Source organism: Gracilibacillus kekensis, assembly GCF_900143085.1.
Lineage (GTDB): Bacteria > Bacillota > Bacilli > Bacillales > Amphibacillaceae > Gracilibacillus > Gracilibacillus kekensis.
Genome location: NZ_FRCZ01000005.1, coordinates 152,359 through 177,302, shown reverse-complemented (window position 1 = coordinate 177,302; position 24,944 = coordinate 152,359). Strand labels below are relative to the sequence as shown.

The following is a 24,944-nucleotide window of genomic DNA, read 5'->3' as shown; positions in this document are numbered from 1 at the left end:
TAGTATAAATGTATATAGAAATACTGTCATACCAACTTAGAGTAGCTTCCTTTCTATTAATATAAAAAGAAAGGGGAAGTAAAAGTAGTGAAAATAAAAAATCGTAGTTTCTTTGTGATTTTGCTAATCTTTCTATTGGTATTTAGCATAGTACCAATCCAAGTAAATGCTAGTGGATATGGACAAACATTCGATTGGGAAAAAGTATCTGATACAATCCCTCCAGACCGAGCATATCCAGGCATTGTTTATGATGAAAAAAATGGACAAGTTGTATTGTTTGGAGGATCTTCTGGCTCTCCACTTTGTGAAGGTGATTGCGTTAACGACATGTGGGTTTGGGATGGAAATACGTGGGAAGAGAAGACAAAAAGTACGGATGAAGAATGGCCTGCTGTACGCGCATACCCTAGTGTAGTCTATGACCAAGCCAATGGTTATGTATTGATGTTTGGCGGGCTTGATAATGATGATAATCGATTGGATGATACATGGATCTGGGATGGGGAGACGTGGGAACAATTAAATCCAGTAGATAGTCCGACCCCAGTAGACAGTGCATCCATTACGTATGATGCAGCCAATCAGGAGGTTGTTCTGTTTGGTGGGATGATTGAGAATGAAGACACCATTAACGAGACATGGACGTGGAATGGAGAAAATTGGACCAAGGAAAATCCTGCTAATGCTCCTAGTAATCGTCAAGCATCGGGCATGGTCTATGATGAATTAAATCAAGAGGTTGTTCTCTTTGGGGGTGGAACTTTATCTGAAAATTTTAATGATACTTGGATATGGGATGGGAGCGATTGGAAAGAGAAAACGCTAGACGTTAATCCAGTGGAGAGAAGTTATATGGGAAGTATATATGATGGAACCAGTATGCAGGTTTTTGGTGGTTCAAGATTAAATGATAGGTGGAAATGGGACGGAAACTCATGGAGTAAAGTTGATGATACTTTACCCATTGATGCGAGCAGTGTTGCCGGTAAAAATATACCTATAGCATTTGATCGTAATCGAAAACAGTTTATATTCGTTTTTGAAGATGTCTGGATTAAGCAATTACCAATGGTAAATAATATTGATATTAAAACAGATGTCAATGCAACCGGTGCCACAGCCAACTGGACTACTTCATTTACTACAAGCCTAAATGGTTCATTAGAAGGTGATAATGATACGATAACAATCCACGCACCAGAAGCTACCCAATTTGCAGAAAATGAAACAGCATATCGTGTAAATGGTGAAGAGGTTAATCAGATCCAAAGGAATGATAATGTATTAATAATCACTACTCCTGTAGACATCAATGCCGATTCATCGGTTACAGTCGAATTACAGGATGTAACAAACCCTAATCAGGAAGCTACTCTTCCCAAGCAATTTGGAGTATCTACTAGTGTAGATGTTCAAACGAGCTATCCAGAAACGGCCCCTATGTTATACAAACCACACCTTTTGACATTAAACCCTACTAACGGTTCGTTACTTCCAGATGAAATATTAACGATATCGGGACAAATCACTAGCGAAAATGGAATACCTGTTACTGGAGCGGCGATCCATTTTAACACCACCGCAGGAACCTTAAAGCAAACTAAGGTTATTACTGATCAATCAGGGAACTACCAGTTAACTTTTATTGCACCAAATTCATTTGAAGATGTGGAAATTACCGGAAAAGTCGGGGATGTCGAAGCATCAAGTATATACAAAATATCTGATGTGATTGCACCGGAAATTGACTTGAACGGAGACAATAAAATGACAATAGAGGCTGGATATCCTTTTGAAGATCCGGGTGTAAAAAAGGTAAGCGATAATTCCGGGGAAATTCTAACAGAGGATGTGGAAGTAAGTGGAGAAGTAGATATATCCCAATTGGGGACATACGAGATTATCTATTCTGTTGAGGATAGCTCAGGCAATGTAGCAACCGTAACTCGAAAAGTTTATGTCGTAGACACCGAGCAACCAGTGATCACGTTAAATGGAGAAAAAGAATTAACAATAGAAGTCGGTGATCAGTACGTAGAGACTGGCGCAGAAGCAACCGATAACCTTGACGGAAACATATCAGATGAATTGGAGATTGTAGGAGAAGTAGATACGTCCACAATTGGAACCTACGAAGTGACATATAATATAACTGATTCAGAAGGTAATGAAGCTGTTGAAAAGGTGCGCACCGTATCTGTTGTTGATTCGATCGCCCCAAGGATAGAACTTAATGGGGAAAACCCACTGCGATGGGAAATAGGGAAAACGTATATAGACCCAGGAGTGACCGTTACAGATAACTATGATGACGATTTATTAGCTGACATTCAGATAGAAGGAGAAGTCGATTCGGCTAATGAAGGTTTGTATTCTTTAACGTACAAAGTGCAGGATAGTTCTGGTAATGAAACACAAGTGAAACGAGATGTAAATGTGGTATCTGTGGAATCGATGCACCTGGAACAATTGCCAATTGCAGTAAGAGTAGGAGAAGATTCATCAGAAATTAACGTAACGATCACCTATTCAGATGGAACAACTCGAGATGTTACGCAGGATGCAAAGTATCAATTAAATGACGGAAACGCTCTTCATGTTAATGATGGAGAGATTACTGGAGAGAAAGCACAAGTAAATCCTGTGACAGTTGACGTAGCTTATGGCGGTGTGCAACAATCGTTTTCATTACGGGTTGTAGATGAATATAGCGAGATCGATACAACGGTGGAAGTGCAAGCGAAGGATTTATTCTGGTTACAAGGATCGGAAACGTATATTAAAATGCCAGAAGATTTACCAGAAGGAACAACTGTTCAAGTAATAGAAGCAACTACCCAAGCAAATGAACTGCAAAAAGCAGGAGAACTGTTTGATTTTCAATTCACTTATCCAGAAGGTTTTGATGATTATACCGGAACTTTCCAATTAATTATGGGAACGGATAACGTTGTTGACGAAGAGAAAACCGCCATTTACCACTTTAATGAAGCAGCAGAATTATGGGAGTTGGATGGCGGAGTGGGAAGTATTGAAGGTCAGAGAATTACTACAGAGGTAAGCGACTTCTCAACTTACGGTGTATTTACTGATACAAAAGGGCCGATAAACTTGGAAGTTACCGAGGATGGTCGTACCCATAATAGTATAACGCTTTCTTTTTCAGCTCAGGACCCTTCTGGTATAGCTGAATACATCCTTTATAGAGATGGAGAAAAGGTTGCAACTCTTTCGGATGGTGAAAGGTCTTTCGTTGATGAAGGGTTAGACCAAAAGACTTCATATAGCTATACTGTGATAGCTGTTGATGAGTTGGGCAATCAAACGGAAGAGGTGTTAACTGTAACAACAGAAAAGAAACAATCTGATACGATCGAAATGGATTCAACGGAAAAAACAGCTATGGAGAATGAAAAGCCAGAAGAGCAATTGCCTGCTACTGCGACTAATACCTACAATTGGTTAATAATAAGTGGGATTCTCTTATTTCTGGGACTTATCACATATCTAATCACAAGCCATAGTAGAAAAAGAATACAATAAAGTGAGACTATGATCAGTGGGTTTTTTTTACCTCCACTGATCATTAGTGAAACTTATCAGGGTGTTAGCATCTGTTTACCCTTTACTTATTCCTTGCATTATTTGAAGCTTGAAATGGGAGGCATACAGACGATTATCGCTGTGATAAAAGGGCCGAATAACCTGTTCAACTGTCTCGCTATCCAGTTGATTCTTAGGGTTCTTCTTATAATTGAGAACGCTCATGTTAACGATGCTTCTTTTTTTTTTGAAAAATTTACTTCACCTGTCGTAGTAATTATGTTACTCTTGAATTACTACGACAGATGAAGTAAATTTTGTAGAGGTTTAGGAGGGAGGATTTTTTTGTGATAAGTAGCGATGTAATTCGTGGTTACAATGATACAATCATTCTTTATTTACTATTAGAAAAAGCATCCTATGGTTACGAGATTTCCAAAAGAATTAAAGAGCTATCTGATGGAAAGTATGTCATCAAGGAAACAACTTTATACTCAGCCTTTAATAGACTGTTAAAGAAGGGCTACATTGAATCTTTTCATAAAGAGCAAACTTTCGGAAAAAAAAGAACCTATTACAATATTACCGAAACAGGATTGCTATATTATCAGGAAAAGTGTCGTGAATGGGAACTGACCAAAGAAGTGATTAATCAATTTATTTATCACAGCGCTGAACGTCAGTAATAGCCTAAAAGGTAAAAAAGCTCGGTGGGGGATCAAAAAGCTCACTAATTGAAGTCTCATTTTATTAAGGAGGATTTTGCTAATGGAGACGATTGAAAATTATATTGATAATATGTTTGCTTCACTTCCAAAGACAGAAGAAATGAAAGCCTTACATGATGAAATCTTAGCAAATATGGAAGAGAAGTATTATGAACTTTTACAAGATGGTAAAACGGATAATGAAGCAATAGGAATTGTGATTGCTGAGTTTGGTAATATGGATGAAATTATGGAAGCTTATGATATCTCAAGGGATAAAAAGAAAGATTCAAAGAAGTTGCTGTCAGAAGAAGAGGTTGATGCATTTCTTCATTCAAATCGGATAGCAGCAAAATGGATTGGAATGGGTACACTACTATGTATTTTAGGATCAGCAATGGTGGTCTTATTTACAGGATTTGCTGAAGCCGGTTATATGGGTACAAGTATAGCCCTGACTACGGGGATTATTTTCTTTTTAATAGTGGTGGCGTTAGCAGTCGCATTGTTTATCTATGCTGGAATGAAGATGGATAAGTGGAAATATGTATATCAGCAAATAGATGTAGAAATACCTAAGCTACTTAAAGATAAAATTGCAGCAAAAAAACAGAAGGAACACCCAAAATTCGTAACTGCTATTATAGTTGCTGTTGTTCTTATTATTTTGTCACCATCAATTCTCCTTATTACAATAGTAATAAATGAAAGTATGGTTATCTTTGGTGTAGTAATACTGTTAGCGATTGTTGCAATTGCTATTCACTTACTGATTTATTTTGGCACGAATCGAAGTGCGTATACAAAGTTGCTAGAAGAACCTGTACTAGATAGGAAAATAGCTCAAAAAAATAATCGTATTCATGACGCAATAGCAACAATTTTAATGCCTTTGGCTGTGATTGTTTTTCTAATTACTGGATTTGTATATGAAATGTGGCATATTAATTGGATTGTGTTTCCGGTAGCGGCCTTATTAATTGCGATATTTAGTGGAGCCTATTCGTTGTTCTCAAAACCTAGTTCATAATTCAGTAGGAGAGGCGTCCTTAACGTTCGCCTATCATAACCTGAGCCAAAACATGTTATGATAGGCATACATGACATAAAAATAGGTCGGTGAAATCAATATGAAAAAAATCATGATAGTAGAAGATGACATGAAAATCGCTGAATACTTAGGCTCATTTATAGAAAAATATGGCTACGAATCCGTGATTGCTACTGATTTTGAGGATATAATGTCCACTTTTCGTGAAACAGACCCCACCCTTCTTTTACTGGATATTAACTTACCTAGTTATGACGGGTATTATTGGTGCAGGCAAATTAGAAAAGAGTCGATTTGTCCGGTGATCTTCATATCGGCTCGAACAGGGGAAATGGATCAAGTAATGGCACTTGACAATGGCGGAGATGATTTTATTACAAAGCCTTTCCACCCCGATATCGTTATGGCAAAAATCCGAAGTCAACTGCGCCGTGCATATGGTGAATATGCGGCTAAGCTAGAGGAAAGAGTGTTGACCCAACATGGGCTAAGCTTATATCCAGAACGTTATGAAATGCATTTTGAACAAGAAGTGGCTCAATTAACCAAAAAAGAAACGGATATTATTGAAAGCTTGCTTGAACGCTATCCGCGTGTTGCTGGACGACAAGATTTATTAGAAAAGATTTGGGATGACCAAGCATATGTCGATGAAAATACTTTGAATGTTAATATAGCACGTGTTCGGAAAAAATTTGAGGATGTAGGATTGGAAGATGCTGTTGAAACAGTTAGAGGAGCAGGGTATCGATTGCGAATTACCTGGAAAGAGGAAGTATTATGAAATTATTTTTACGTGAACACTTGTTACTGGTAGTGATGCAACTAGTCCAGTGTTTAGTAGTTCCATTACTTTTTTGGTTAGATGGCTATCGAGGTGTCGGTGTAAGTATATACGCTATCTTTTTATCCTTATTCTTCGTAACCATATATCTTATCTATCGATATATTAGTAGAAAAAACTTTTATCAAAGGTTACAAAATCAAATAGGAACGTTGGATGAATCCCTCGAGACTACTGAACGAGCCCCACTCTCCCATGCCCTAGATCAACTACTACTTAGACAATATCGTTTGTACACCGAAGAGCTTCAAAGAGCGGAAGACAGTCAGGACGAGCATTTGCTATTTATGGATCGCTGGGTTCATCAAATGAAGACACCATTATCTGTCATCGAACTAACGGCACAGTCACTGGATGAGCCGGAATCATCGAGCATTCGTGAGGAAACGGATCGAATTCGAACAGGTCTTAATACGGTGCTTTACATGGCCAGACTTCGAACGATTGCCGAAGATTTTCAGATCAAACCTGTCAACCTTTCCAAGCTAATACACGAAGTAAATCAGGAAAATAAGCGCTTTTATATCCGCAATGAAGTATATCCTCAATTAAAAGAACAAAAACAACGAATAACGGTAGAAACCGATGAAAAATGGCTCTTTTTCCTATTAACACAATTGATACATAATGCTGTTAAATATTCTACTGGTAAATCAAATCATCTGGAAATTACTCTTTCTGAAAGAGCTTCAAAAGCGGTGTTGGAAGTGAAAGATTTCGGAATTGGAATCCCAGTTGCCGATCAAAAACGTGTATTCAGTAAATTCTATACCGGAGAAAATGGTCGTAAATACCGTGAATCAACAGGTATGGGGCTTTATTTGGTGAAAGAAGTTGCAGAAAAGTTAGAACACAAGTTGGAATTAGAATCAATCGTCGGAGAAGGAACAACAATCCGAGTTATTTTTTCTCGTTCACAAAACCTTACAAACATGTAAGGTTCGTGAAAGCATAATCGATAGTTTGCAGAGAACTTCTTAGACTATACTTTTATATAGAAGCTTTGAAAGGAGATTGATTATGCTTAAACTAACAAAAGTAAGCAAGGTGTACGAGGGAAAAGTAGCTTATCGTGCACTAACGGATATCGATTTAGAAGTAGAAAAAGGTGAATTTGTCGCGATAATGGGTCCATCGGGAAGTGGTAAGACGACATTGCTTAATATTATTTCCACAAATGATCAGCCAACAACTGGAAACGTAGAAATGGAAGGGAAGAATCCATTAAATCTGAAAAAAAATGCGTTAGCTAAATTCCGTAGAAACCAATTAGGATTTATATTTCAGGATTTTAATTTACTGCATACGTTGACGGTAGAGGAGAACATCGTCCTGCCCCTTACATTAGATGGTACGAGTGTAAGAGAAATGAAGAATAGAGCAGATCAAATTGCTGAGAGTCTTGGTATATCATCCATCATGAATAAACGAACAACGGAAATATCGGGTGGTCAAATGCAGCGAGCAGCCATTGCAAGAGCGATGATTCATGAGCCGAAATTACTGTTAGCCGATGAGCCAACAGGTAACCTTGATTCAAAATCGTCCCAGGATGTAATGAATATGCTTGTGTCAATTAATCAGAAGGAACAAACAAGCTTGTTAATGGTAACCCATGATGCCCAAGCTGCAAGCTATTCTGATCGTGTTATCTTTATCCAAGATGGAAAGCTACACTCAGAAATTCATCGAGGGGAGAGTAGACAAGCATTTTTTCATAAAATCATTGATATGCTTTCGCTGATGGGGGGCAACGGTAATGACTTTTCGTCAGTTCGCCCTTAATAATGTACTACGGAATAAGCGACTTTATATTGCCTATTTCCTCAGTAGCATGTTCACCGTGATGGTGTTTTTCACCTTTGCTATCTTTGCATTTCATCCAGCATTTTCAGAAGCTTCGTTTAATCAAAATGCGCTCTTTGGAATGGCTGTTGCTGGAGGCATTATATATGTTTTCTCATTCTTTTTCGTTCTATATTCGATGAGTTCTTTTTTACAATCGAGAAAGAAAGAGTTTGGTTTGTTAATGATGCTCGGAGCTACCAATAAACAAATCCGGTTAATGGTATTTTTGGAGAATATTATAATTGGTTTTATTGCCACTGTTGGGGGTATTCTGATTGGCTTAGTATTCGCCAAAGCGATTTTATTAATTGCTGAAAATATTCTAATCATTAGTGAATCACTTAATTTTTATTTTCCAACATTAGCAATTATCGTAACGTTTGTTAGCTTTATTTTCCTGTTTTTCTGTATATCATTGTTTGTTTCCTTTATTCTACGTACGAATAAACTGACCGATTTAATTAAAGGAGATAAGCAGACAAAAGGAGAGCCAAAAGCTTCCATTTTTCTATCAATTATCGCTGCAATCCTGCTTATTGCTGGTTATGCCACTGCAATCATTGTTAAAGGTGCTGCTGTTATTTATGCGATGATTCCTGTTATTTTAGTTGTGACACTTGGAACATATCTTTTATTCACCCAACTTAGTGTTTTTATCATTCGTCGATTAAAAAGCAACAAATCGATCTTTTGGCGAAAAACAAATATGCTTTTGTTTTCAGACTTGTCCTTTCGAATGAAAGATAATGCCAGAACATTTTTCATGGTTGCCATCATTTCTACTGTTGCTTTTAGCGCGATCGGTGCATTATATGGATTTCAGTCCTATCTTACGAAAGGTGGAAAGGATATGAACCTATATACCTTTACGTATTTGCCATGGCTGGATGATAGTGAAGAAGTGATTGAAAGAGATATTCGTAAAATCAACACTGTATTGCAAGAAGAAAATATAGACGCACAAATGGGTAAAATGGAACTGAACTATTTTGAAACGTCTGAAAAAAATAATAGTGTGCTCATTGTAAGAGCATCTGATTACAATTACTTTGCGTCGCTAATCAAAGAAAAGGAACTAGATCCGGAACCAAACAAAGCGATTGTAGTTGAACAGAGTGATGCTATGTTAACACAAGAGACAAAGGCGAGTGAAGGTTTGATGGAGTCAAGCATCGTATTAGAAGATGGGGAAACTCTTCAACCCAGTCATGTAGTATCGACTCCAGTCCTATCGGAGTCAGCTGCATATTATGTTATCAACGACAAGGCCTATGAGAAACTTGAAACACCGGTAAGAACTGATTGGAGTGTCGTATGGAAAGCAAAAGAAGGGCAAACCGATCAAGTTCTTGAAGCTGGAAGGAAATTAAATGAACAATTACAGTATAAAGCATATTCTGTTGACTATACCCTTTATGAAATTGAAAAAGCGTATGGACCGATATTATTTATCGGATTATTTATTGGAATTGTCTTCTTTGTTTCCGCTGGCAGCTTTCTTTACTTCCGATTATTCACGGATTTGGACGAAGAAAAGCGCAAATTCCTTTCGATTGCCAAAATTGGTTTGACCCAATTAGAATTGAAAAAGGTCGTAAACCGGGAAATTGCTATTCTATTCTTCTCGCCGATTGTAGTCGCACTGGTTCATGGTGCCGTTGCACTTACTGCTTTATCCCATTTGTTTGATTACAATTTAACAGTTGAATCTACCCTTGTATTAGGAAGTTTCGCTGTCATTCAAATTCTTTATTTCATCATTGTCCGCTATTTTTATGTGAAACAGGTGAAAAGGTTGGTATTTAGGTAAGCTGAATTTCTAATAGAGTCCGATAATAATATCTCTCGTAAAATATTGAACCCATCATCCGATAAAAACTATGGATGATGGGCATTTTTAATTATTTTATAAACAATTACCAAATATTTCTTGACGATCCACAAATTAATATATATAATTATAAAACGTAATGATTACGATTTAAAAAGGAGAATGTAATGATGAAAATTTCATTGGTAAAAGGATTTAGTTTAGTAGTATTTGGATTAATGCTGTTAGCAGGTTGTCAGAATTCAGATGCCGCTAACGAGGAAAATAATGTAGACGAGGAAGAAACACATAATAATGGTAACGAAACCGAAGAGGATAACACGCATAAACAGGAGGAAGAATCTGAACATGACCACGATCCCGATCATGGACATTCACATGATGAAGAAACACCAGAAATATATGACGGTTATTTTGAAGACAGTCAGATAGAAGATCGCGAACTTTCCGATTGGGAAGGTGACTGGCAATCGGTCTATCCTTATCTTCAAGATGGAAAACTTGATGAAGTATTTGAATATAAAGCAGAACATAGTGATGATATGAATGCTGAGGAGTATAAGGAATATTATCAAATAGGCTATGAGACAGATGTAGATCGAATAGTGATTGAAGAAGACATTGTATCATTCATTGAAAATGGAGAAAAAATCTCTGCGGAGTATCAATATGATGGGTATGAGATATTAACCTATGAAGCTGGTAATAGAGGGGTAAGATATATTTTTGAACGAGTAGAAGACGAGGAAGGTCTTCCGCAATATATCCAATTTAGTGACCATGGTATTTTTCCAACGAAAGCAGATCATTATCATCTCTATTGGGGAGACGATCGGGAATCTCTTTTAAATGAAGTGACAAATTGGCCTACATATTATCCAACAGAAATGGATGGGCATGACATTGCCCATGAGATGATGGCACATTAAGGCTAATGTGGTAAAACAAATTGTTTCTTTCAGAGATGCGTACATACAGTAAATCCTTCAGACTAAAATATGCTCAGAAAAAAAGCCAGAGTACGTACAAACGCCCTGCCCTTTATGTGAAAGATTAATATGTTACTAATATAACCCTTGAAAGGAGGCAATAAAATGAGTGAAGGATATGGATATGGTTCAGGATTTGCGTTGATTGTAGTTTTGTTTATTCTTTTAATTATTGTTGGAACTTCTTATGTAGGTGGATTTGGAGGATACTAATTTTTAAAGTATATAGGGCGGATATAAGTAAGTGGTATATTACAAATTCGGCCTGAACTTACTATGCTGCTAACTAAGGTAGCTTAGGTAACAGGTCTAAAAATAATATTTAAAAACACGTGAAGTCACATATGGCTTCACGTGTTTTTAGTATTGATTGATACATAACTATAATGAAAACGATTCGAACTCTATATTCATTAATACCTTCCTCATTAATTTGTTCTCTATTTATTCTCTTCTTCCTTTTTCTTTAGACAGTATGAAACAAATAAATAATAAAAGTAAAGAAATTGTAATAACTCTCATAGAAAAGTTAAGTTTAACAAAGATAATCCATGATATATCTCACTTCTTCTATTAAAAAATATTTCAAGATTGTAAAAATGGATGGAATAATTACCATTTATTTTCCTGTTATATCCAACCCATGTTTCAAACGGTGCTTTTGCGTGGTATTGATAACTAACTTTGCAAATGGTAGTAGCCATTTTAGCTAAGGAGGTATTTCTAATGAGTATACAAAAGACAACGGACAGCTCTAGTTTAGCCGAAGTGATTGACAGAATACTGGATAAAGGAATTGTCATCGATGCTTATGCAAGAGTTTCTCTTGTGGGAATTGAGGTGTTGACAGTAGATGCCAGAATTGTCATCGCAAGTGTGGATACTTGGTTGAGATATGCAGAAGCAGTTGGATTGCTTCGTGATGAGGCTTTGGAAGAAGGTAATTCTAACAGAAGTAAAGCAGAATTACCGATCTAATGAGAGGAGGTTCCTTATGGCAGAACAAGAGATTCAACAATCAAATGATCAGAACAGTAGTCAAAATTCGATGGGATATATCTTAATGGGTGGAGTTGTAGGAGCTGGTGTTGGATTATTATCGAATCCAGGAACTGCTCAAAAGCTTTACCGGAGCGTTCAACACTCAGAAACTGGACAATTAATTGCCAAAGAGTTAGGTAGAAATGTACAACAGCTCATTACCCATCAGACGATGGCAGTTGTTCAACAAGCAGCACCTGATTACTTGAATAGAGCAAAAATACGACTTACGGGTATGTCTTCCAATGAATCAGAGCATAAAGAAATGGAGGAAGACTCTCAATATGAAGTGGTGAAACAGGAAAATAAGCAAATTCATCAACGTTTAGATCAAATAGAGAAAAAGTTAGATGAGCTTCTCAGTGTCAATGATTAGCCGAAAGATTAAAGGAGGATGCAATGAAATATAAACCTATTAAAAAAACGGCTAAAAAAGCAGCAGAAAAAGCTTTTGAAAAATCACCTGAGCCTTTAAAAGAAAAGGCAATTGATAAAATGAAAGAAATGGCAACAGAAAAAATAGAGGAGAAAGTACAAGATAAAGCAGAACAAGCCTCTACTAATTTGAAAGAAACAAAGAACCAAAATGCCAAAGAAGTGCATGGTAATGCAGAAGAAGCAAAAGAGAAGGTGCAAGATGTATTATTATCCGTGCGAGAAAAATTAGCAAAGGTGAAAAAGGCAGGGACAAACTTTCAGGAAGAGATTTCCTCAAGTAATAAAAGTAATAAGGTAAAAAGCTATCAGAATGTCAAAGGTATTCAACATATTAAGAGCTCTATGGATATTAAAGGAGCAAGTGACATAAAAAGTTCTACAAGCATTAAATCATCTAAGGATATTAAAAAAATAGGCTCTTAAAATTTTTATTAAAGGAGAATTAACTATGGCTATTCAAAAAACGACAGATAGTTCAAGTCTAGCAGAAGTAATTGATAGAATTTTAGACAAAGGTATAGTAATTGATGCATTTGCAAGAGTCTCAGTGGTAGGAATTGAAATATTAACGGTGGAGGCGCGGGTGGTTATCGCAAGTGTCGACACATGGTTGCGTTATGCCGAAGCTGTTGGTCTCTTAAGAGATGAAGTGGAAGAAGAAGGATTACCTTCACAGCAAAATGAACGAAGTGAAACGCCTTTTAGCTTTTAGAGTGGAGGGCTTCTATAGCCCTCACTTTCACATTCAGAGGAGGTAACACATGGAAATCAAAGAAATAATGAAAAATGTTAAAGATTTCTTTCAAGAGAATATAGCCCTCCCACATAAAATTACTTCAGTAGAAACACTTGAAGAAGGTGGTTGGAGAGTGCAAATTGAAGTGCTGGAAGAAAAAGAGTATATGAAGAAATATGCAAAGGATGAAATGCTGGGAACATATGAAGTTTTACTAGATAAAGATAAAGAAATTACCTCGTATAAGAGACTAGAGCTTCGTTACAGAAGTGCGGTCGGAGTAGAGGGTTAGAGTTGATGGAGGGAAGAGGAGATGACTGTTTTAAGTGAAAGAATCACAACAAACAATAATGCTTTTATTCAAGATGAGTTGACGAAATCACTCCTATCCAGATCTTTAAGGTATGTTAAAACAGGATATCCTGTCCACTTTACAGGACCCTCTGGTTCAGGTAAGACCTCAATAGCTATAGCATTAGCAAATAAACTAAAACGACCAGTTATGGTGATGCATGGTAATCATGAATTGGATAACAAAGATTTAATAGGCAGTTTTAGTGGCTATACGAGTTCAAAAGTAGTGGATCAATATGTCAGGTCTGTCTATAAGAAAGACGAAACTGTAACAGAATCTTGGATAGATGGTCGTCTACTTGAAGCGGTCAAGAAAGGATATACACTCATTTATGATGAATTTTCCCGTTCAAGCCCAGCAACAAATAATATCTTTCTATCGGTTTTGGAAGAAGGAGTACTGCCTTTATATGGGCTGAAGTCTAAACGTCCGTATGTGAAGGTACACCCTAAGTTTAAGGTGATATTTACCAGTAATCCTGATGAATATGCGGGTGTCTACCAAACACAAGATGCCTTATTAGATAGATTGATAACTTTACATGTGGGATATAAGAATAAGGAGCAAGAAGCACTTATTTTAAGGGAAAAGTTAGGTGTAGAAAAGAATGAAGCTCATATTATATCGAATTTGGTTCAGGATCTGCGAAAAGAATTTGGCAAAAGAAAAGGAAATCCAAGCCTTAGACTATCTATTCAAATTACAAAGATAGCGAAAAATGATGACATACCCATCAAGGGATCAAATCAGGATTTTCAGCAGCTGTGCATTGATTTGTTAAGTCATTCCGTTGTTCAAGGTCTTGAGATAACTTACGAAGATGCAAATGATCTTATTCGAGAATTATGTAAGAAAACTACGTAACATAAAGGGGTATAGACTATGTCAGAGCAACAAGAAAATGGTATATATATTTTCTGTGGAATTCAGACAGATGTAAAAGAAGATTTTGGAAATATTCTGTTAGAAAATGAAGAGAGACCTACCTTCACGATACATTATAAAGACGCTGCTATGATTGCGGTTAAGGTCCCAATGAAAATCTATCATCCAGATAAAGAAAATCTGATGATGCATCAGAACTTGATTTCTAAGGTTATGGCAGAAAAAGACACGGTTATCCCCATCAGCTTTGGAAATGTATTTCACTCAGTGGAGGATGTAGAGATTTTACTGGAAAACCTCTATCCACAATTAGAAGAGCTTTTTCCCGCAATTAAAGGGAAAATGGAGTTAGGATTGAAAGTTATCGGAAAAACAGATTGGCTCAAGTCGGAGGTCCATGCCAGTGAGAAAGTAGAGAAGTTAACGGAACAACTACGTGGAAAAACAGAGGATGCAGGATATTATGAACGGATTCAGTTAGGTGGTGCAGCACAGGAAATCTTTTCTTCCATTAGTAAAGAAATAGAACAAGAGGTTTATACACCTCTTGAATCAAGTGCCGAAGCATCCAAAATAAATGATCCTGTTGGCGAAAAAATGCTACTTAACGCATCCTTTTTAGTGGATCGTAACAAAGAAACGGTATTTGATCAGTTGGTCAACGAAGCCCATGAAAAATGGAAGGATAAAGTAGATTTTAAATACAGTGGCCCGTGGCCAGCATATAATTTTGTTAATATTCGATTGACAGTAGAGGAGAGTTAATCAAATGTTGCACAAAATTGCGACAGGACCTATCAATGTCCTAACAAAGATTGGAGAGAAGGTAAAGGAAGAGGCAGATAAAGAATTCTATGACCTTTCAACCATTCAGCGAAAGCTTGTTTACTTACAAACGATGTATGAACAAGGAGAAATACCTGAAGCAGAATATCAGAAACAGGAAGAGGAGCTGTTGGCACGCTATGAGCATGCTAAGCAGATGGAAATAGAGCAGTGGCAAAACATGGCCAGGAGGAAAAAATGAGGTGAGAGAGTGGAGCAACTAATTTATCTGTATGGATTTATTCCCGAAAATGAAACAAAGAGTAACCCTTTACCAAAAATGAAAGGTTTTGATGATAAAGGCAGCATTTATACGGTTCCAGTCGATTCCATGGAAGCGGTAGTGTGTGGGCTCGATGAAAGGGAGTTTTCTGAGAAGGCACTTCAAGAAAAAACAGAAAATGATATGGAATGGCTTCAACAAAAAGCTCTTCATCATCATCATACCATTATGGATCTTAATAATAAGTACACCTTAATTCCTTTACAGTTTTGTACCATTTATAAAAATAAAGACAGACTCTATCAGACAGTAGAACCTAAAAAGGAAAAGATGAAAAATGTCTTAGAAAATTTGAAAGAAAAAGAAGAGTGGAATCTAAAAATCTACTGTGATAATGAGCAGTTAAAAGACGATATAAGTCAGTATAGTCCTGCTATAGAAGCAAAGAAACAAGAAATTGATCAACTATCACCAGGACGCCGATTTTTCGAAATGAAAAAGATAGACCGGCTAATAGATGATGAATTGGAAAAGGAAAAGAGTCAGATTTGTGAAGAGATCCATGAGCAACTGAATCAGTTCGCAATAGAGGCAACTGTTAAGAAAAATTGGAATAAGGAAATGACAGGCCGACAGGAGCATATGTGCTGGAATAGTGTGTATTTCTTGAGTAAACAGATGGTAGAACTTTTAAAAGATAAAATGTTGCAAATAGAAAAGTCGTTAGAAAAGAGAGGATTCACCTTAGAATTATCGGGTCCTTGGCCTGCCTATCATTTTTCCGATTTGAAGTGAGGGAATCGTAATGCCGATAAAGGAATCTGTCGAAAACAAGGATATTGCATTAATTGATATTTTAGATGTGATCCTAGAAAAAGGAATTGCTATAAAAGGAGACTTAATTATCTCAATAGCAGGAGTCGACCTCGTATATTTAGATTTACGAGTATTGATTTCATCCGTAGAAAAACTTGTAGAATCCCGTGAAAATGATTCTAGTGTCATTTCTTCCCAACAATTTGACAGTCAAAGGAGGGAGCTGTCCCATGCAACCAGCGAATCAGAAAGATGGCCGGATTAATCTCGATCCAGATAATGCCGAAGAAGGACTTGCACAGCTTGTGATGACAGTGATAGAACTATTGCGACAAATAGTTGAACGGCATGCCATGAGAAGAGTTGAGGGCGGCAATTTAACAGAAGAACAAATAGAGAACCTAGGTGTTGCTTTAATGAATCTAGAAGAAAAAATGGAAGAGCTAAAGGAAGTTTTTGGTCTTGAAGCAGAGGATTTAAATATTGACCTAGGTCCTTTAGGAAAGTTGATGTAATGAAAAGCTGGAGGTGAATGGCTATGCCAGTAGAACATCCAACTCAGTCCAATACGATTGTTGATGTATTAGATAAGATTTTGGACAAAGGTGTGGTGATAGCGGGAGATATTTCTGTAGGAATAGCAGATGTAGAATTGTTAACGATCAAAATAAGGTTAATTGTAGCCTCAGTAGATAAAGCGAAGGAAATTGGTATGGATTGGTGGGAAACGGATCCTTACCTGAGTTCAAAAGCAAATCAAAACACCAAGGCATTAGAAGAGGAAAATAAACAGCTTCATGAACGATTAAATCAGCTGGAAAAAGCAATCAATACAAGTACCAAAAATTAAAATAGGAGTGGTGAAAAAATGAGAGAAGAACAATCAGTGAACGAAAACAAAAAAGCCCCAGTTAAGAGAACAATTACTGGAGGGGTAGTAGGAGCTACAATTGGCTATCTCGCAACACCCGAAAATAGCAAAAAGCTTATTGCTCGAATAAATGATACCCAGTGGAAAGAAAAGGGCAAGAATCTAGGAAAAGCAACCAAAGGAAAAGTATCTGAGTTAACAGAGGCAGGAAAACAGAAGACACAGAATGCTTATCAACGTGTAAAAGATTCAACAGGCTCTAGTGATGATGAAAATGAGCAAGAGAAATCGGATGAGGAGGTAACAACTGAAGTAGTAAACGAAGAGAGTTATTTAGAATTGAAGGAAGAAAACAAGGCATTGCATGAAAGATTACAAGAACTTGAAGAGAAATTAAATCAAGTTGCTTCAGCGAAAGAAAAAAATACCACCGCCAAAAAACAAAGTGGTCAGCAATCTACTAGTACTAAAAAGCCTAGAAATAAAACAACCAATAAGACCAGTAAAAAAGCAGAAGAAACAGAGCCGACTGATACAGCTGTCTCTAAAAATGATGACACAAAATCGGATGAGAAAGAGGAGTGAAATCAATGAGTGCTGATACGATTCTTGGTTTTTTTGTGCAAGCTACCAATAAACATGATTTTAATTTAGATATAACATTAAATGTCAATGGAGCTCTTGTTTCGGGCACAACTATTTCAGCCCAGGAATACTTTGAAGAATTAAGTGAGGCCTTCGAGGATGGTAATGAAATATCAAAAAAAATTAGTGAACAATTAGTACAAGCAAGTGAAGAGGCTGAAACAAATACAAATGAGTCAGCAAGCTTTATCCATTTAAAAAGTACAAAAGTATATTGTGGTGACAGTAAATCCACTCCTTCTAAAGGTAATATACTTTGGAGGGGAAAGTTAAGCGATATTGACGGCTTTTTCCTAGGAAAGATAGCGGAATCAAAATCAAGCTCAAGTACAAGCAGTTCTAAATAATCTTGCACTAGAGCAGATGAATAGATCTAATTAGAGTCGTTAATCTAATTAGATCTATTTTTTGCCTAGATGTCTAAAACAGCAGATTCGCTTTCCCCTATACATGTCTCTTTATATATTTCTGGTAGATAACCGATATTCATGTATAGTAAGAGTAGGAAATGAAAAAATAAGTAATTAGAAAGGAGGTAGCAATATGACAAAAATTATTTTGACGACTGAAAGTGGAGCAGATTTACCACAAGGTGTTGCTGAACAGCATCCCATTCAAGTGGTTCCGATGCACGTTATTATGGATGGCAAAGATTATTTAGATGGTTCGTTACCGGTGGAGGATATTTATGAATTTTATAACCAAACGAAAAACATACCTTCTACTACAGCGACTAATATTCATGAATATGAACAATTTTTTAAGGATATCCAAGCAAAAAATCCGGGGTGTGTTATTGTTCATATTGGCTACACATCAAAAGCATCGTCTTCCTTTCAAAATGCCGTGATTGCGACGGAAGAGTTGGAGGATATATTTCTAATTGATGCATTAAACGTCACCGGAGGACTAGCGGCAATTGTGATGTACGCGGTGAACTTACTAGAAAAAGAAACTACGATCGAACCAGAAGAATTAGTAGAAAAAATTGAGTACATTGTTCCAAAATCAAGACTAGCTTTTGTTCCCGGTAGTTTAGAATTTTTGAAAGCGGGTGGAAGAGTCAGTAATATAGCCTATCTGGGAGGGGCTCTATTAAAAATAAAGCCGTGCATTGAATTAAAGGATGGAAAACTGGTTTCTACTAAGAAATATCGCGGCAAAATGAGTGTCGTTACCGAGAAACTTATTCTAGAGTATTTCAACCAATATAACCTTGATAAAGAGCAATTATATCTCATTTATTCAATTGGTTTAGATGAAACAATCAAGGAGAATGTGACAGATATTGCAAAGGAAAATGGGTTTAAAAATATCACTTGGATACAAGCAGGTGCAATGATTTCTACTCATGCTGGTCCAGGAGGGCTCGGGGTCGCTGGCATAGAAAGAGAGTAGGAAAAGCATTTTTTTCAGCATGCACTTGAAAGGTGACATTGTTTTTCAGAAGTTGATAAAAGAAGGACCCCTTGTACAATATCAAGACGATACTAAACTCATTCGAGAACATGGAAAAGAATGAATTTAATGATAATTTTTATTGAACTAACTCGGTGTTTTATTCAAAAAGTTATTCAGAAAAAAATTGCGGGCGGGGATAAAAATGTTTCATATAAGAGGTATGGAAAGGGATGAAGTAAACTTTTTAATGGATATGTTATATGAATCCATTCATATCCCTCAAAACAAACCACCAAAAGAAGAATTATTGAGCTTACCCCATATTAAAAAGTACTATGTAGATTGGGGAAGACAAGGAGATAAGGCACTGATCGCACATAATTCGGAGGGTGAACGAGTTGGCGCTGTATGGTATAGATTGTTTGATGGCGATAACAAAGGCTACGGTTATGTCAATCCAAAAACCCCTGAATTGGGGGTTGCAGTTAATAAAGAGGTTAGAGGATGAGGTTTAGGTTTTATGTTAATGAGGAGTATTATTGAACAAGCAAAAATGGATGGTTTTAAATCTATATCATTGAGTGTAGACCCAGAAAATAGTAATGCAATTCATATTTATAAAAAATTAGGTTTTAAGGATTATGATTATGATGGGAACTCCTATATAATGATTTTAACGATTTAATTTTTGTAACAAGATGGTGACTTAAATAAAGTCTTTATTTTACAAACGAGGCTTAGTTGAACAAGACAATATAAATGAAAACAAAGAAAAATGCTTGGATACGTTATGTATCCAAGCATTTTTTTGTGTTAAATCAAATGTTTGAATAATGCGAGTGCCATATGCTTTGTTATGTTATTTGATAATTTTTGCACGGTAAGAGAACTACTTACGCTAATATACTCCAATCTTTTCATTGATAGGCCAACGAAAATATCATTTTAATCAGCAACCATCTATTTATATTTTAATGCTAAAACATTAATAATTATTTTAAAAAAGTGTAACCACTTTGCAAGGCCACACGTATATGTATAAATTCATTTAAATAACAATGAAATGGAGTGAACGAATGGAAAACCTAATCAATAAATTACAACCTTTTATACCAGCCAGTCCTTCAATTGAAATAGTAATTGGCGAATTTGATTCCCAGGTAATTGATGCAGTGACAAAAGAGGAATATGGCATCGTTCTACTAAATGAAGAGGGACAGTTTGAAGGTTATGAATCTTACTCTTTCTATGAAGATGAAGAGGAACTTGAAGAACAAATAAGCGATAAACCTGCAAACATTGATGAAATGATGAGACTATCACAGCTTTTTGTTGATACGTTCATTGATAGAGAAGTACATTTTAGCATGTTGAACGAATTTACGGATAATAATTATATGGTAACCTATGAGGAACGCGACCCTAAGCTTGATTTATCTATTCCCCATACAGGGTGTACTTTGCATTTTACAAGGAATGGGGAGCTAACATCAGCTACCATTGGTCAAACAGACTTTGAACTCGAGTATCCAACCAATGAATATTCTAAGGAAGAAGCAAAAGAGCGATTAAGAACAACTGGCTATCTTCAACTCTCTATTCATCTTCCTGATGAAGCTGAAGAGGATTACGGCGATGCGAAACTCGTTAATCGTACCAACGATGATTTAATGGGAGTTGGTGTGGATGGCAAGGTGGAGTCGTTGTATGAATTTATGGATGCGAAAGATCTCCCTGTTCAGCGTATTGCTGCCACAAAACCGACAGAAACTCTGGAAGAAATGTTACAGGTACATGATGGCTTGGTGAAAAAAGTTGGGGAGGAAGGATCCGAAATTTGGATTGATCCAACGATACTAGTTGATAAAGATGAAGAAGAAGCTTTAATATCCGTATATAACAATGAAACGGGTCATTTTAGTTATTCCAATCTTCCATACGAACATAAAGAAGATGATTCTGAGTTACCTTTAGAACAAATGCAGGAGAGAGCAGTAGAGTTTTTGGAATTAGTAGTTGGAAATGTTCAAGAGAAGTATGTACTAGAGGAGCCATATGACACAAGTATGGATCTAACTGAAATTGATGAGGAATTGGTTGAAGAGGAGATAGAACAAGAAGAGTTAGAAGGTATAGAGGAGGAAGATTGGGAGGAGTTACCGGAGCCTGAACCAACATCAATGTTTACTTTTTACCGAGAATATCATGGTATAAGATTAGAGGGATATGAGGCGCATGTTCATGTAGGAATTTACACTGGGACTATTCGTGAATGTTCTGTTGCTAGTTTGAGTGACAAACAACTACACAGTCTCTCTCAGTTAAGCATCACACCCACTATAACGATGGAAGAAGCTGAACAACGCTTCTTTAGTGAAATGGAAATGAAATTATCCCGTACTGTTAAATACCTTGATGATGCCAAATACTATACGCTTTCTTACCTTGTTGACTTTCCGAAAACGGGCAACCATATTGAAAAAATAAATGCCCATACTGGTGAAGTTACATACGTGGATACAGGGATTATAAGAGAAAGCGAATAATAATATTAGGAGAGAAAGTCAACTCAGTGACGAGTTGACTTTTCCGCTGTTTAATACAGAATCTTACACTTCTAGTGAAAGTCTGAATCTCACAGACTCTCTAAATCAAATTATATAAAAACTCTGGCGCATTACGTTACGTGAGGTGAAATGATGCGCTAACATAAGAGATAGGAGCAGTAGCTGTGCTTTACGGTTAGTGAAATCGCCAGATATACAGGGGTCACTTTTTAGAAGAGTTGGATAAACTTATGTATGTGCCCTTAACAAAGAAGGAAGAAGTTTGGTTAGATCAGATAGTAGAACAGTTTTTTAATCGTAAGTAAAAGGAGAATAAAGTTCATGGAAAATCAATCAATTAAAGCCTTTTTATCGCTTATTTTTTCATTGAAAATACCGAAATTCATCTTAATTATCGGTCTAGCAGGTAGTGTATTAACTACCTTGGTCGGTTTAACCATCCCATTGCTGACAAGGGAATTGGTTGATGGTTTTTCTATCACTTCTATAAGCCTTGGATTTATTGCACTTATTGTGGGGATCTTTGTTTTGCATGCATTGATTGATGGTTTCTCCGCTTATGCCCTTTCCTATGTCGGACAAAAAGTGGTTGCTGGTTTACGAGAGATCATCTGGTCGAAGCTGATTCGGTTACCTGTACGTTACTTTGATCGGCAGCCAAGTGGCGAATCGGTCAGTCGTGTAATCAATGATACTGGGATCGTCAAAAATCTGGTATCACAGCATTTTCCGCAATTTATATCCGGACTCATTTCGATTTTTGGTGCGGTCATTATTTTATTCATTATGGATTGGCGTATGACACTGATGATGTTAATTGCAGTGCCATTAACAGTGCTAGTGATGATCCCACTAGGTTCACGCATGTCTAAGGTCTCTAGAACTTTGCAGGATCAGACAGCTACTTTTCAAGGGGAAATCCAGCAAACCGTCAGTGAAATTAAATTAATGAAGTCATCGACAGCAGAGAAGGTAGAGTTACAAAAAGGAAATAACGGTATCTTTAACCTACTTAAAACAGGTTTAAAGGAAGCGCGGATATTCTCAGTAGTTGGTCCTTTTATGTATATGATCGTGATGCTGGTAATTGTGGTTATCATTGCTTATGGAGGAATTCGTGTAGAGGAAGGAACGATGTCCACAGGGTCATTGGTAGCCTTTCTGCTTTATTTGTTTCAAATTGTCTTTCCGATCACGAGCTTTGCGATGTTTTTTACCGAGCTCCAAAAGGCAAAAGGTGCTACAGGTCGGATTATGGAAATTCTTGAAGAAGAGGTAGAAGAAAAGCAGCAAGGAGTTGAGCGTTCGATTGAAGGTTTGCCTATCACTTTTGATAAGGTAGATTTCTCCTATGAAGAAGGCGATCCTATCATCAAAAACATGTCTTTTTCCATAGCTTCAGGAGAAATGATTGCTTTTGCTGGACCGAGTGGGGGAGGGAAAACTACAGTCTTTGGCCTACTGGAACGTTATTACAATCCGACAAATGGCCAAGTTTTGATTGGGGAAGAGTCGATAGGTGCATTATCACTACAGTCCTGGCGTTCACAGCTAGGTTATGTATCGCAAGAGAGTTCGATGATGTCTGGGACGATTCGTGAGAATTTAACGTATGGGTTGGAAAATGCTAATCAAGTATCAGATGAGCAGCTATGGATCGTTGCCAGAATGGCGTATGCCGAGCAATTTATCCAACAACTTCCTAAAGGATTAGATACAGAGGTAGGAGAAAGAGGTACAAAGCTATCAGGCGGACAACGACAACGTATCAATATTGCTCGTGCCTTTCTACGTAATCCAAAGCTATTATTATTGGATGAGGCAACGGCCAGTTTAGATAGCCAATCCGAACAAGTCGTACAAAAAGCACTGCATCGATTAATGGAAGGAAGAACTACTTTCGTCATTGCTCATCGCCTGGCAACGATTGTCGATGCTGATAAAATAATCTTTATCGAGAAAGGTGAAATTACGGGAAAAGGCACGCATCAGGATCTCTTGGAGAACCATGCGTTGTATCGATCCTTCGCTGAACAGCAACTGACGTAAATGATATCGTTAGTAATATGCTAATGTGAGAATTGCCGTTAAAGTGAAGTAATTCGTTACCAAATAGTCTTGTGTCTGCTGAAAACTATTTGGTGACTTTTAATATACAAGCAGATCTCTTGATAGTAGCTATTTAAATGAACTAGGATGTGTATGAAAGAAATTAAATACCATTTTTTGATAAAAATAAAATAAATTAAGAAGTAAATTGATCGCTCCATTCTAGAAAGGATGAATAAAAATGTCAGATACATTCAAAGCGTTAGTAGTAAATAAACAAAATGAAGAATTTTCTGTTGAAATTAATGAACTCAATTTTGGGGATTTACAAGAGGGTGAAGTCCTGATCAGGGTTCATTACTCCGGAGTAAATTATAAAGATAGCCTTGCTGCACATCCTGATGGCAAAATTATAAGAGAATATCCTGCCGTACCTGGCATTGATTTAGCAGGTGTAGTTGTTTCATCTGATGATCCACAGTTTAAGGAAGGGGACGAGGTCATTGCGACTAGCTATGAGATCGGTGTTTCCCATTTCGGCGGGTATAGTGAATATGCGCGTATGCCTGGTAAGTGGATTGTTCCACTCCCGGAAGGACTTTCGCTAAAAGAAGCGATGATAATCGGAACGGCTGGCTTTACGGCAGCATTATCTGTTCAACGTCTGGAAGAAAACAATCTGACGCCTGAAAATGGCAAGGTACTTGTGACAGGGGCAACTGGTGGTGTCGGAAGCTTTGCGGTATCAATACTAGCTTCTCGCGGGTATCAAGTGGAAGCAAGTACGGGTAAAGAATCTGAACATGACTATTTGCGAAGACTTGGAGCAGATACAATTATTTCTCGTGACGAGGTATACGATGGAGAAATAAAAGTTATAAGAAAACCTAAATGGGCTGGGGCTGTTGACCCTGTAGGTGGCGAACCTCTTGCATCTCTTTTAACTCAAATTCAATATGGTGGATCTGCTGCAATTAGTGGATTAACTGCTGGAACAGAACTACCAACTAGTGTTATTCCATTTATCTTGAGAAATATTAATCTGCTAGGGATTGATTCTGTTAATTGTCCGATGGAAACGCGCGTGAAGACATGGCAGCGTCTAGCGTCTGATATTAAACCAGCTAATATGGAAGAGTTTATAGCAGAAGAAGTAAGCCTGGAACAGCTTCCTAATGTTCTTCCTAAATTGCTAAAAGGGCAAGTGAGCGGGAGAATGATTGTGAAATTATAATAGGGATTTTTGAATCATAAAAGAGAATGATGAGCGCACCAC

Annotated in this window: 29 protein-coding genes; all 29 read left to right on the top strand. The window is 37.1% G+C overall.

Going from position 1 to position 24,944, the window contains the following annotated elements; genetic code table 11:
* Nucleotides 1–87: 87 nt before the first annotated feature.
* The 29 genes from BUC25_RS13185 to BUC25_RS13050 all read left to right on the top strand — a co-directional run bounded on the left by BUC25_RS13185 (nt 88) and on the right by BUC25_RS13050 (nt 24,902).
* Nucleotides 88–3,546: an immunoglobulin-like domain-containing protein gene (locus tag BUC25_RS13185; RefSeq protein ID WP_073202341.1), complete on the top strand. Its 3,459-nt coding sequence runs from the start codon at nt 88–90 to the stop codon at nt 3,544–3,546.
* Nucleotides 3,547–3,893: 347 nt separating this feature from the next.
* Nucleotides 3,894–4,232: a PadR family transcriptional regulator gene (locus BUC25_RS13180; protein WP_073202340.1), complete on the top strand. Its 339-nt coding sequence runs from the start codon at nt 3,894–3,896 to the stop codon at nt 4,230–4,232.
* Between the two features lie 82 nt (nt 4,233–4,314).
* A complete protein-coding gene (locus BUC25_RS13175; protein ID WP_073202339.1) occupies nt 4,315–5,283 on the top strand; it encodes a permease prefix domain 1-containing protein in 969 nt (322 codons plus the stop codon).
* A 100-nt stretch (nt 5,284–5,383) separates the two neighbouring features.
* The gene (locus BUC25_RS13170) at nt 5,384–6,088 is read left to right on the top strand and encodes a response regulator transcription factor (RefSeq protein WP_073202338.1); all 705 of its coding nucleotides are present in this window, start codon (nt 5,384–5,386) and stop codon (nt 6,086–6,088) included.
* Nucleotides 6,085–7,086 carry a sensor histidine kinase gene (locus BUC25_RS13165; RefSeq protein WP_073202337.1) on the top strand — a complete coding sequence of 334 codons (1,002 nt, stop codon included), beginning with the start codon at nt 6,085–6,087 and terminating at the stop codon, nt 7,084–7,086. Before BUC25_RS13170 ends, BUC25_RS13165 begins: the two co-directional genes overlap by 4 nt.
* An 82-nt stretch (nt 7,087–7,168) precedes the next feature.
* Nucleotides 7,169–7,933: an ABC transporter ATP-binding protein gene (locus BUC25_RS13160; RefSeq protein ID WP_073202336.1), complete on the top strand. Its 765-nt coding sequence runs from the start codon at nt 7,169–7,171 to the stop codon at nt 7,931–7,933.
* The gene (locus BUC25_RS13155; RefSeq protein WP_073202335.1) at nt 7,908–9,806 is read left to right on the top strand and encodes an ABC transporter permease; all 1,899 of its coding nucleotides are present in this window, start codon (nt 7,908–7,910) and stop codon (nt 9,804–9,806) included. The genes BUC25_RS13160 and BUC25_RS13155 overlap by 26 nt, the downstream gene beginning before the upstream one ends.
* A gap of 191 nt (nt 9,807–9,997) precedes the next feature.
* A complete protein-coding gene (locus BUC25_RS13150) occupies nt 9,998–10,756 on the top strand; it encodes a metal-binding protein ZinT (RefSeq protein ID WP_073202334.1) in 759 nt (252 codons plus the stop codon).
* Between the two features lie 165 nt (nt 10,757–10,921).
* Entirely contained in the window at nt 10,922–11,029 is a 108-nt protein-coding gene (locus tag BUC25_RS13145) for a YjcZ family sporulation protein (RefSeq protein ID WP_073202333.1), read from the top strand.
* A 513-nt stretch (nt 11,030–11,542) separates the two neighbouring features.
* A complete protein-coding gene (gene gvpJ / locus BUC25_RS13140) occupies nt 11,543–11,794 on the top strand; it encodes a gas vesicle protein GvpJ (RefSeq protein WP_073202332.1) in 252 nt (83 codons plus the stop codon).
* Nucleotides 11,795–11,810: 16 nt separating this feature from the next.
* Nucleotides 11,811–12,233 carry a hypothetical protein gene (locus BUC25_RS13135; protein ID WP_073202331.1) on the top strand — a complete coding sequence of 141 codons (423 nt, stop codon included), beginning with the start codon at nt 11,811–11,813 and terminating at the stop codon, nt 12,231–12,233.
* 23 nt (nt 12,234–12,256) lie between these two features.
* The gene (gvpQ, locus tag BUC25_RS13130; RefSeq protein ID WP_073202330.1) at nt 12,257–12,718 is read left to right on the top strand and encodes a gas vesicle protein GvpQ; all 462 of its coding nucleotides are present in this window, start codon (nt 12,257–12,259) and stop codon (nt 12,716–12,718) included.
* 25 nt (nt 12,719–12,743) lie between these two features.
* Complete coding sequence (gvpJ, locus tag BUC25_RS13125) at nt 12,744–13,007, top strand: gas vesicle protein GvpJ (RefSeq protein WP_073202329.1); 264 nt, start codon at nt 12,744–12,746, stop codon at nt 13,005–13,007.
* 49 nt (nt 13,008–13,056) lie between these two features.
* A complete protein-coding gene (gene gvpO / locus BUC25_RS13120; RefSeq protein ID WP_073202328.1) occupies nt 13,057–13,323 on the top strand; it encodes a gas vesicle protein GvpO in 267 nt (88 codons plus the stop codon).
* 21 nt (nt 13,324–13,344) lie between these two features.
* On the top strand, nt 13,345–14,250 hold the full coding sequence (gvpN, locus tag BUC25_RS13115) for a gas vesicle protein GvpN (RefSeq protein ID WP_073202327.1): 906 nt from the start codon (nt 13,345–13,347) through the stop codon (nt 14,248–14,250).
* Between the two features lie 18 nt (nt 14,251–14,268).
* Nucleotides 14,269–15,036: a GvpL/GvpF family gas vesicle protein gene (locus BUC25_RS13110; RefSeq protein WP_073202326.1), complete on the top strand. Its 768-nt coding sequence runs from the start codon at nt 14,269–14,271 to the stop codon at nt 15,034–15,036.
* 4 nt (nt 15,037–15,040) lie between these two features.
* Nucleotides 15,041–15,298: a gas vesicle protein GvpG gene (locus BUC25_RS13105; protein ID WP_073202325.1), complete on the top strand. Its 258-nt coding sequence runs from the start codon at nt 15,041–15,043 to the stop codon at nt 15,296–15,298.
* 9 nt (nt 15,299–15,307) lie between these two features.
* A complete protein-coding gene (locus BUC25_RS13100) occupies nt 15,308–16,114 on the top strand; it encodes a GvpL/GvpF family gas vesicle protein (protein WP_073202324.1) in 807 nt (268 codons plus the stop codon).
* 10 nt (nt 16,115–16,124) lie between these two features.
* Nucleotides 16,125–16,400, top strand: coding sequence for a gas vesicle protein (locus tag BUC25_RS13095; protein ID WP_073202323.1), 276 nt, complete (start codon nt 16,125–16,127; stop codon nt 16,398–16,400).
* The gene (locus tag BUC25_RS13090) at nt 16,366–16,650 is read left to right on the top strand and encodes a gas vesicle protein K (protein WP_073202322.1); all 285 of its coding nucleotides are present in this window, start codon (nt 16,366–16,368) and stop codon (nt 16,648–16,650) included. Before BUC25_RS13095 ends, BUC25_RS13090 begins: the two co-directional genes overlap by 35 nt.
* Before the next feature lie 23 nt (nt 16,651–16,673).
* On the top strand, nt 16,674–16,985 hold the full coding sequence (locus tag BUC25_RS13085; RefSeq protein ID WP_073202321.1) for a gas vesicle protein: 312 nt from the start codon (nt 16,674–16,676) through the stop codon (nt 16,983–16,985).
* 18 nt (nt 16,986–17,003) lie between these two features.
* Nucleotides 17,004–17,591, top strand: coding sequence for a YtxH domain-containing protein (gene gvpT, locus BUC25_RS13080; protein ID WP_073202320.1), 588 nt, complete (start codon nt 17,004–17,006; stop codon nt 17,589–17,591).
* A 5-nt stretch (nt 17,592–17,596) separates the two neighbouring features.
* Nucleotides 17,597–17,998 carry a gas vesicle accessory protein GvpU gene (gvpU, locus tag BUC25_RS13075; RefSeq protein WP_073202319.1) on the top strand — a complete coding sequence of 134 codons (402 nt, stop codon included), beginning with the start codon at nt 17,597–17,599 and terminating at the stop codon, nt 17,996–17,998.
* A 196-nt stretch (nt 17,999–18,194) separates the two neighbouring features.
* Nucleotides 18,195–19,049 carry a DegV family protein gene (locus BUC25_RS13070; protein WP_073202318.1) on the top strand — a complete coding sequence of 285 codons (855 nt, stop codon included), beginning with the start codon at nt 18,195–18,197 and terminating at the stop codon, nt 19,047–19,049.
* A gap of 205 nt (nt 19,050–19,254) precedes the next feature.
* Nucleotides 19,255–19,560, top strand: coding sequence for a hypothetical protein (locus BUC25_RS19590; protein ID WP_244535185.1), 306 nt, complete (start codon nt 19,255–19,257; stop codon nt 19,558–19,560).
* 12 nt (nt 19,561–19,572) lie between these two features.
* Nucleotides 19,573–19,737, top strand: coding sequence for a GNAT family N-acetyltransferase (locus BUC25_RS19585; protein WP_244535184.1), 165 nt, complete (start codon nt 19,573–19,575; stop codon nt 19,735–19,737).
* A 391-nt stretch (nt 19,738–20,128) separates the two neighbouring features.
* Nucleotides 20,129–21,598, top strand: coding sequence for a hypothetical protein (locus tag BUC25_RS13060; protein WP_073202317.1), 1,470 nt, complete (start codon nt 20,129–20,131; stop codon nt 21,596–21,598).
* Nucleotides 21,599–21,940: 342 nt separating this feature from the next.
* Nucleotides 21,941–23,668 carry an ABC transporter ATP-binding protein gene (locus BUC25_RS13055; RefSeq protein WP_073202316.1) on the top strand — a complete coding sequence of 576 codons (1,728 nt, stop codon included), beginning with the start codon at nt 21,941–21,943 and terminating at the stop codon, nt 23,666–23,668.
* 241 nt (nt 23,669–23,909) lie between these two features.
* Nucleotides 23,910–24,902: an NADPH:quinone oxidoreductase family protein gene (locus tag BUC25_RS13050; protein WP_073202315.1), complete on the top strand. Its 993-nt coding sequence runs from the start codon at nt 23,910–23,912 to the stop codon at nt 24,900–24,902.
* The last annotated feature ends 42 nt before the right edge of the window (nt 24,903–24,944 follow it).

Coding starts and splice junctions, on each gene's coding strand:
- BUC25_RS13175 (WP_073202339.1), top strand. CDS start 4,315: ATGGAGACGATTGAAAATTATATTGATAATATGTTTGCTTCACTTCCA.
- BUC25_RS13170 (WP_073202338.1), top strand. CDS start 5,384: ATGAAAAAAATCATGATAGTAGAAGATGACATGAAAATCGCTGAATAC.
- BUC25_RS13165 (WP_073202337.1), top strand. CDS start 6,085: ATGAAATTATTTTTACGTGAACACTTGTTACTGGTAGTGATGCAACTA.
- BUC25_RS13160 (WP_073202336.1), top strand. CDS start 7,169: ATGCTTAAACTAACAAAAGTAAGCAAGGTGTACGAGGGAAAAGTAGCT.
- BUC25_RS13155 (WP_073202335.1), top strand. CDS start 7,908: ATGACTTTTCGTCAGTTCGCCCTTAATAATGTACTACGGAATAAGCGA.
- BUC25_RS13150 (WP_073202334.1), top strand. CDS start 9,998: ATGAAAATTTCATTGGTAAAAGGATTTAGTTTAGTAGTATTTGGATTA.
- BUC25_RS13145 (WP_073202333.1), top strand. CDS start 10,922: ATGAGTGAAGGATATGGATATGGTTCAGGATTTGCGTTGATTGTAGTT.
- gvpJ (WP_073202332.1), top strand. CDS start 11,543: ATGAGTATACAAAAGACAACGGACAGCTCTAGTTTAGCCGAAGTGATT.
- BUC25_RS13135 (WP_073202331.1), top strand. CDS start 11,811: ATGGCAGAACAAGAGATTCAACAATCAAATGATCAGAACAGTAGTCAA.
- gvpQ (WP_073202330.1), top strand. CDS start 12,257: ATGAAATATAAACCTATTAAAAAAACGGCTAAAAAAGCAGCAGAAAAA.
- gvpJ (WP_073202329.1), top strand. CDS start 12,744: ATGGCTATTCAAAAAACGACAGATAGTTCAAGTCTAGCAGAAGTAATT.
- gvpO (WP_073202328.1), top strand. CDS start 13,057: ATGGAAATCAAAGAAATAATGAAAAATGTTAAAGATTTCTTTCAAGAG.
- gvpN (WP_073202327.1), top strand. CDS start 13,345: ATGACTGTTTTAAGTGAAAGAATCACAACAAACAATAATGCTTTTATT.
- BUC25_RS13110 (WP_073202326.1), top strand. CDS start 14,269: ATGTCAGAGCAACAAGAAAATGGTATATATATTTTCTGTGGAATTCAG.
- BUC25_RS13105 (WP_073202325.1), top strand. CDS start 15,041: ATGTTGCACAAAATTGCGACAGGACCTATCAATGTCCTAACAAAGATT.
- BUC25_RS13095 (WP_073202323.1), top strand. CDS start 16,125: ATGCCGATAAAGGAATCTGTCGAAAACAAGGATATTGCATTAATTGAT.
- BUC25_RS13090 (WP_073202322.1), top strand. CDS start 16,366: ATGCAACCAGCGAATCAGAAAGATGGCCGGATTAATCTCGATCCAGAT.
- BUC25_RS13085 (WP_073202321.1), top strand. CDS start 16,674: ATGCCAGTAGAACATCCAACTCAGTCCAATACGATTGTTGATGTATTA.
- gvpT (WP_073202320.1), top strand. CDS start 17,004: ATGAGAGAAGAACAATCAGTGAACGAAAACAAAAAAGCCCCAGTTAAG.
- gvpU (WP_073202319.1), top strand. CDS start 17,597: ATGAGTGCTGATACGATTCTTGGTTTTTTTGTGCAAGCTACCAATAAA.
- BUC25_RS13070 (WP_073202318.1), top strand. CDS start 18,195: ATGACAAAAATTATTTTGACGACTGAAAGTGGAGCAGATTTACCACAA.
- BUC25_RS19590 (WP_244535185.1), top strand. CDS start 19,255: ATGTTTCATATAAGAGGTATGGAAAGGGATGAAGTAAACTTTTTAATG.
- BUC25_RS19585 (WP_244535184.1), top strand. CDS start 19,573: ATGTTAATGAGGAGTATTATTGAACAAGCAAAAATGGATGGTTTTAAA.
- BUC25_RS13060 (WP_073202317.1), top strand. CDS start 20,129: ATGGAAAACCTAATCAATAAATTACAACCTTTTATACCAGCCAGTCCT.
- BUC25_RS13055 (WP_073202316.1), top strand. CDS start 21,941: ATGGAAAATCAATCAATTAAAGCCTTTTTATCGCTTATTTTTTCATTG.
- BUC25_RS13050 (WP_073202315.1), top strand. CDS start 23,910: ATGTCAGATACATTCAAAGCGTTAGTAGTAAATAAACAAAATGAAGAA.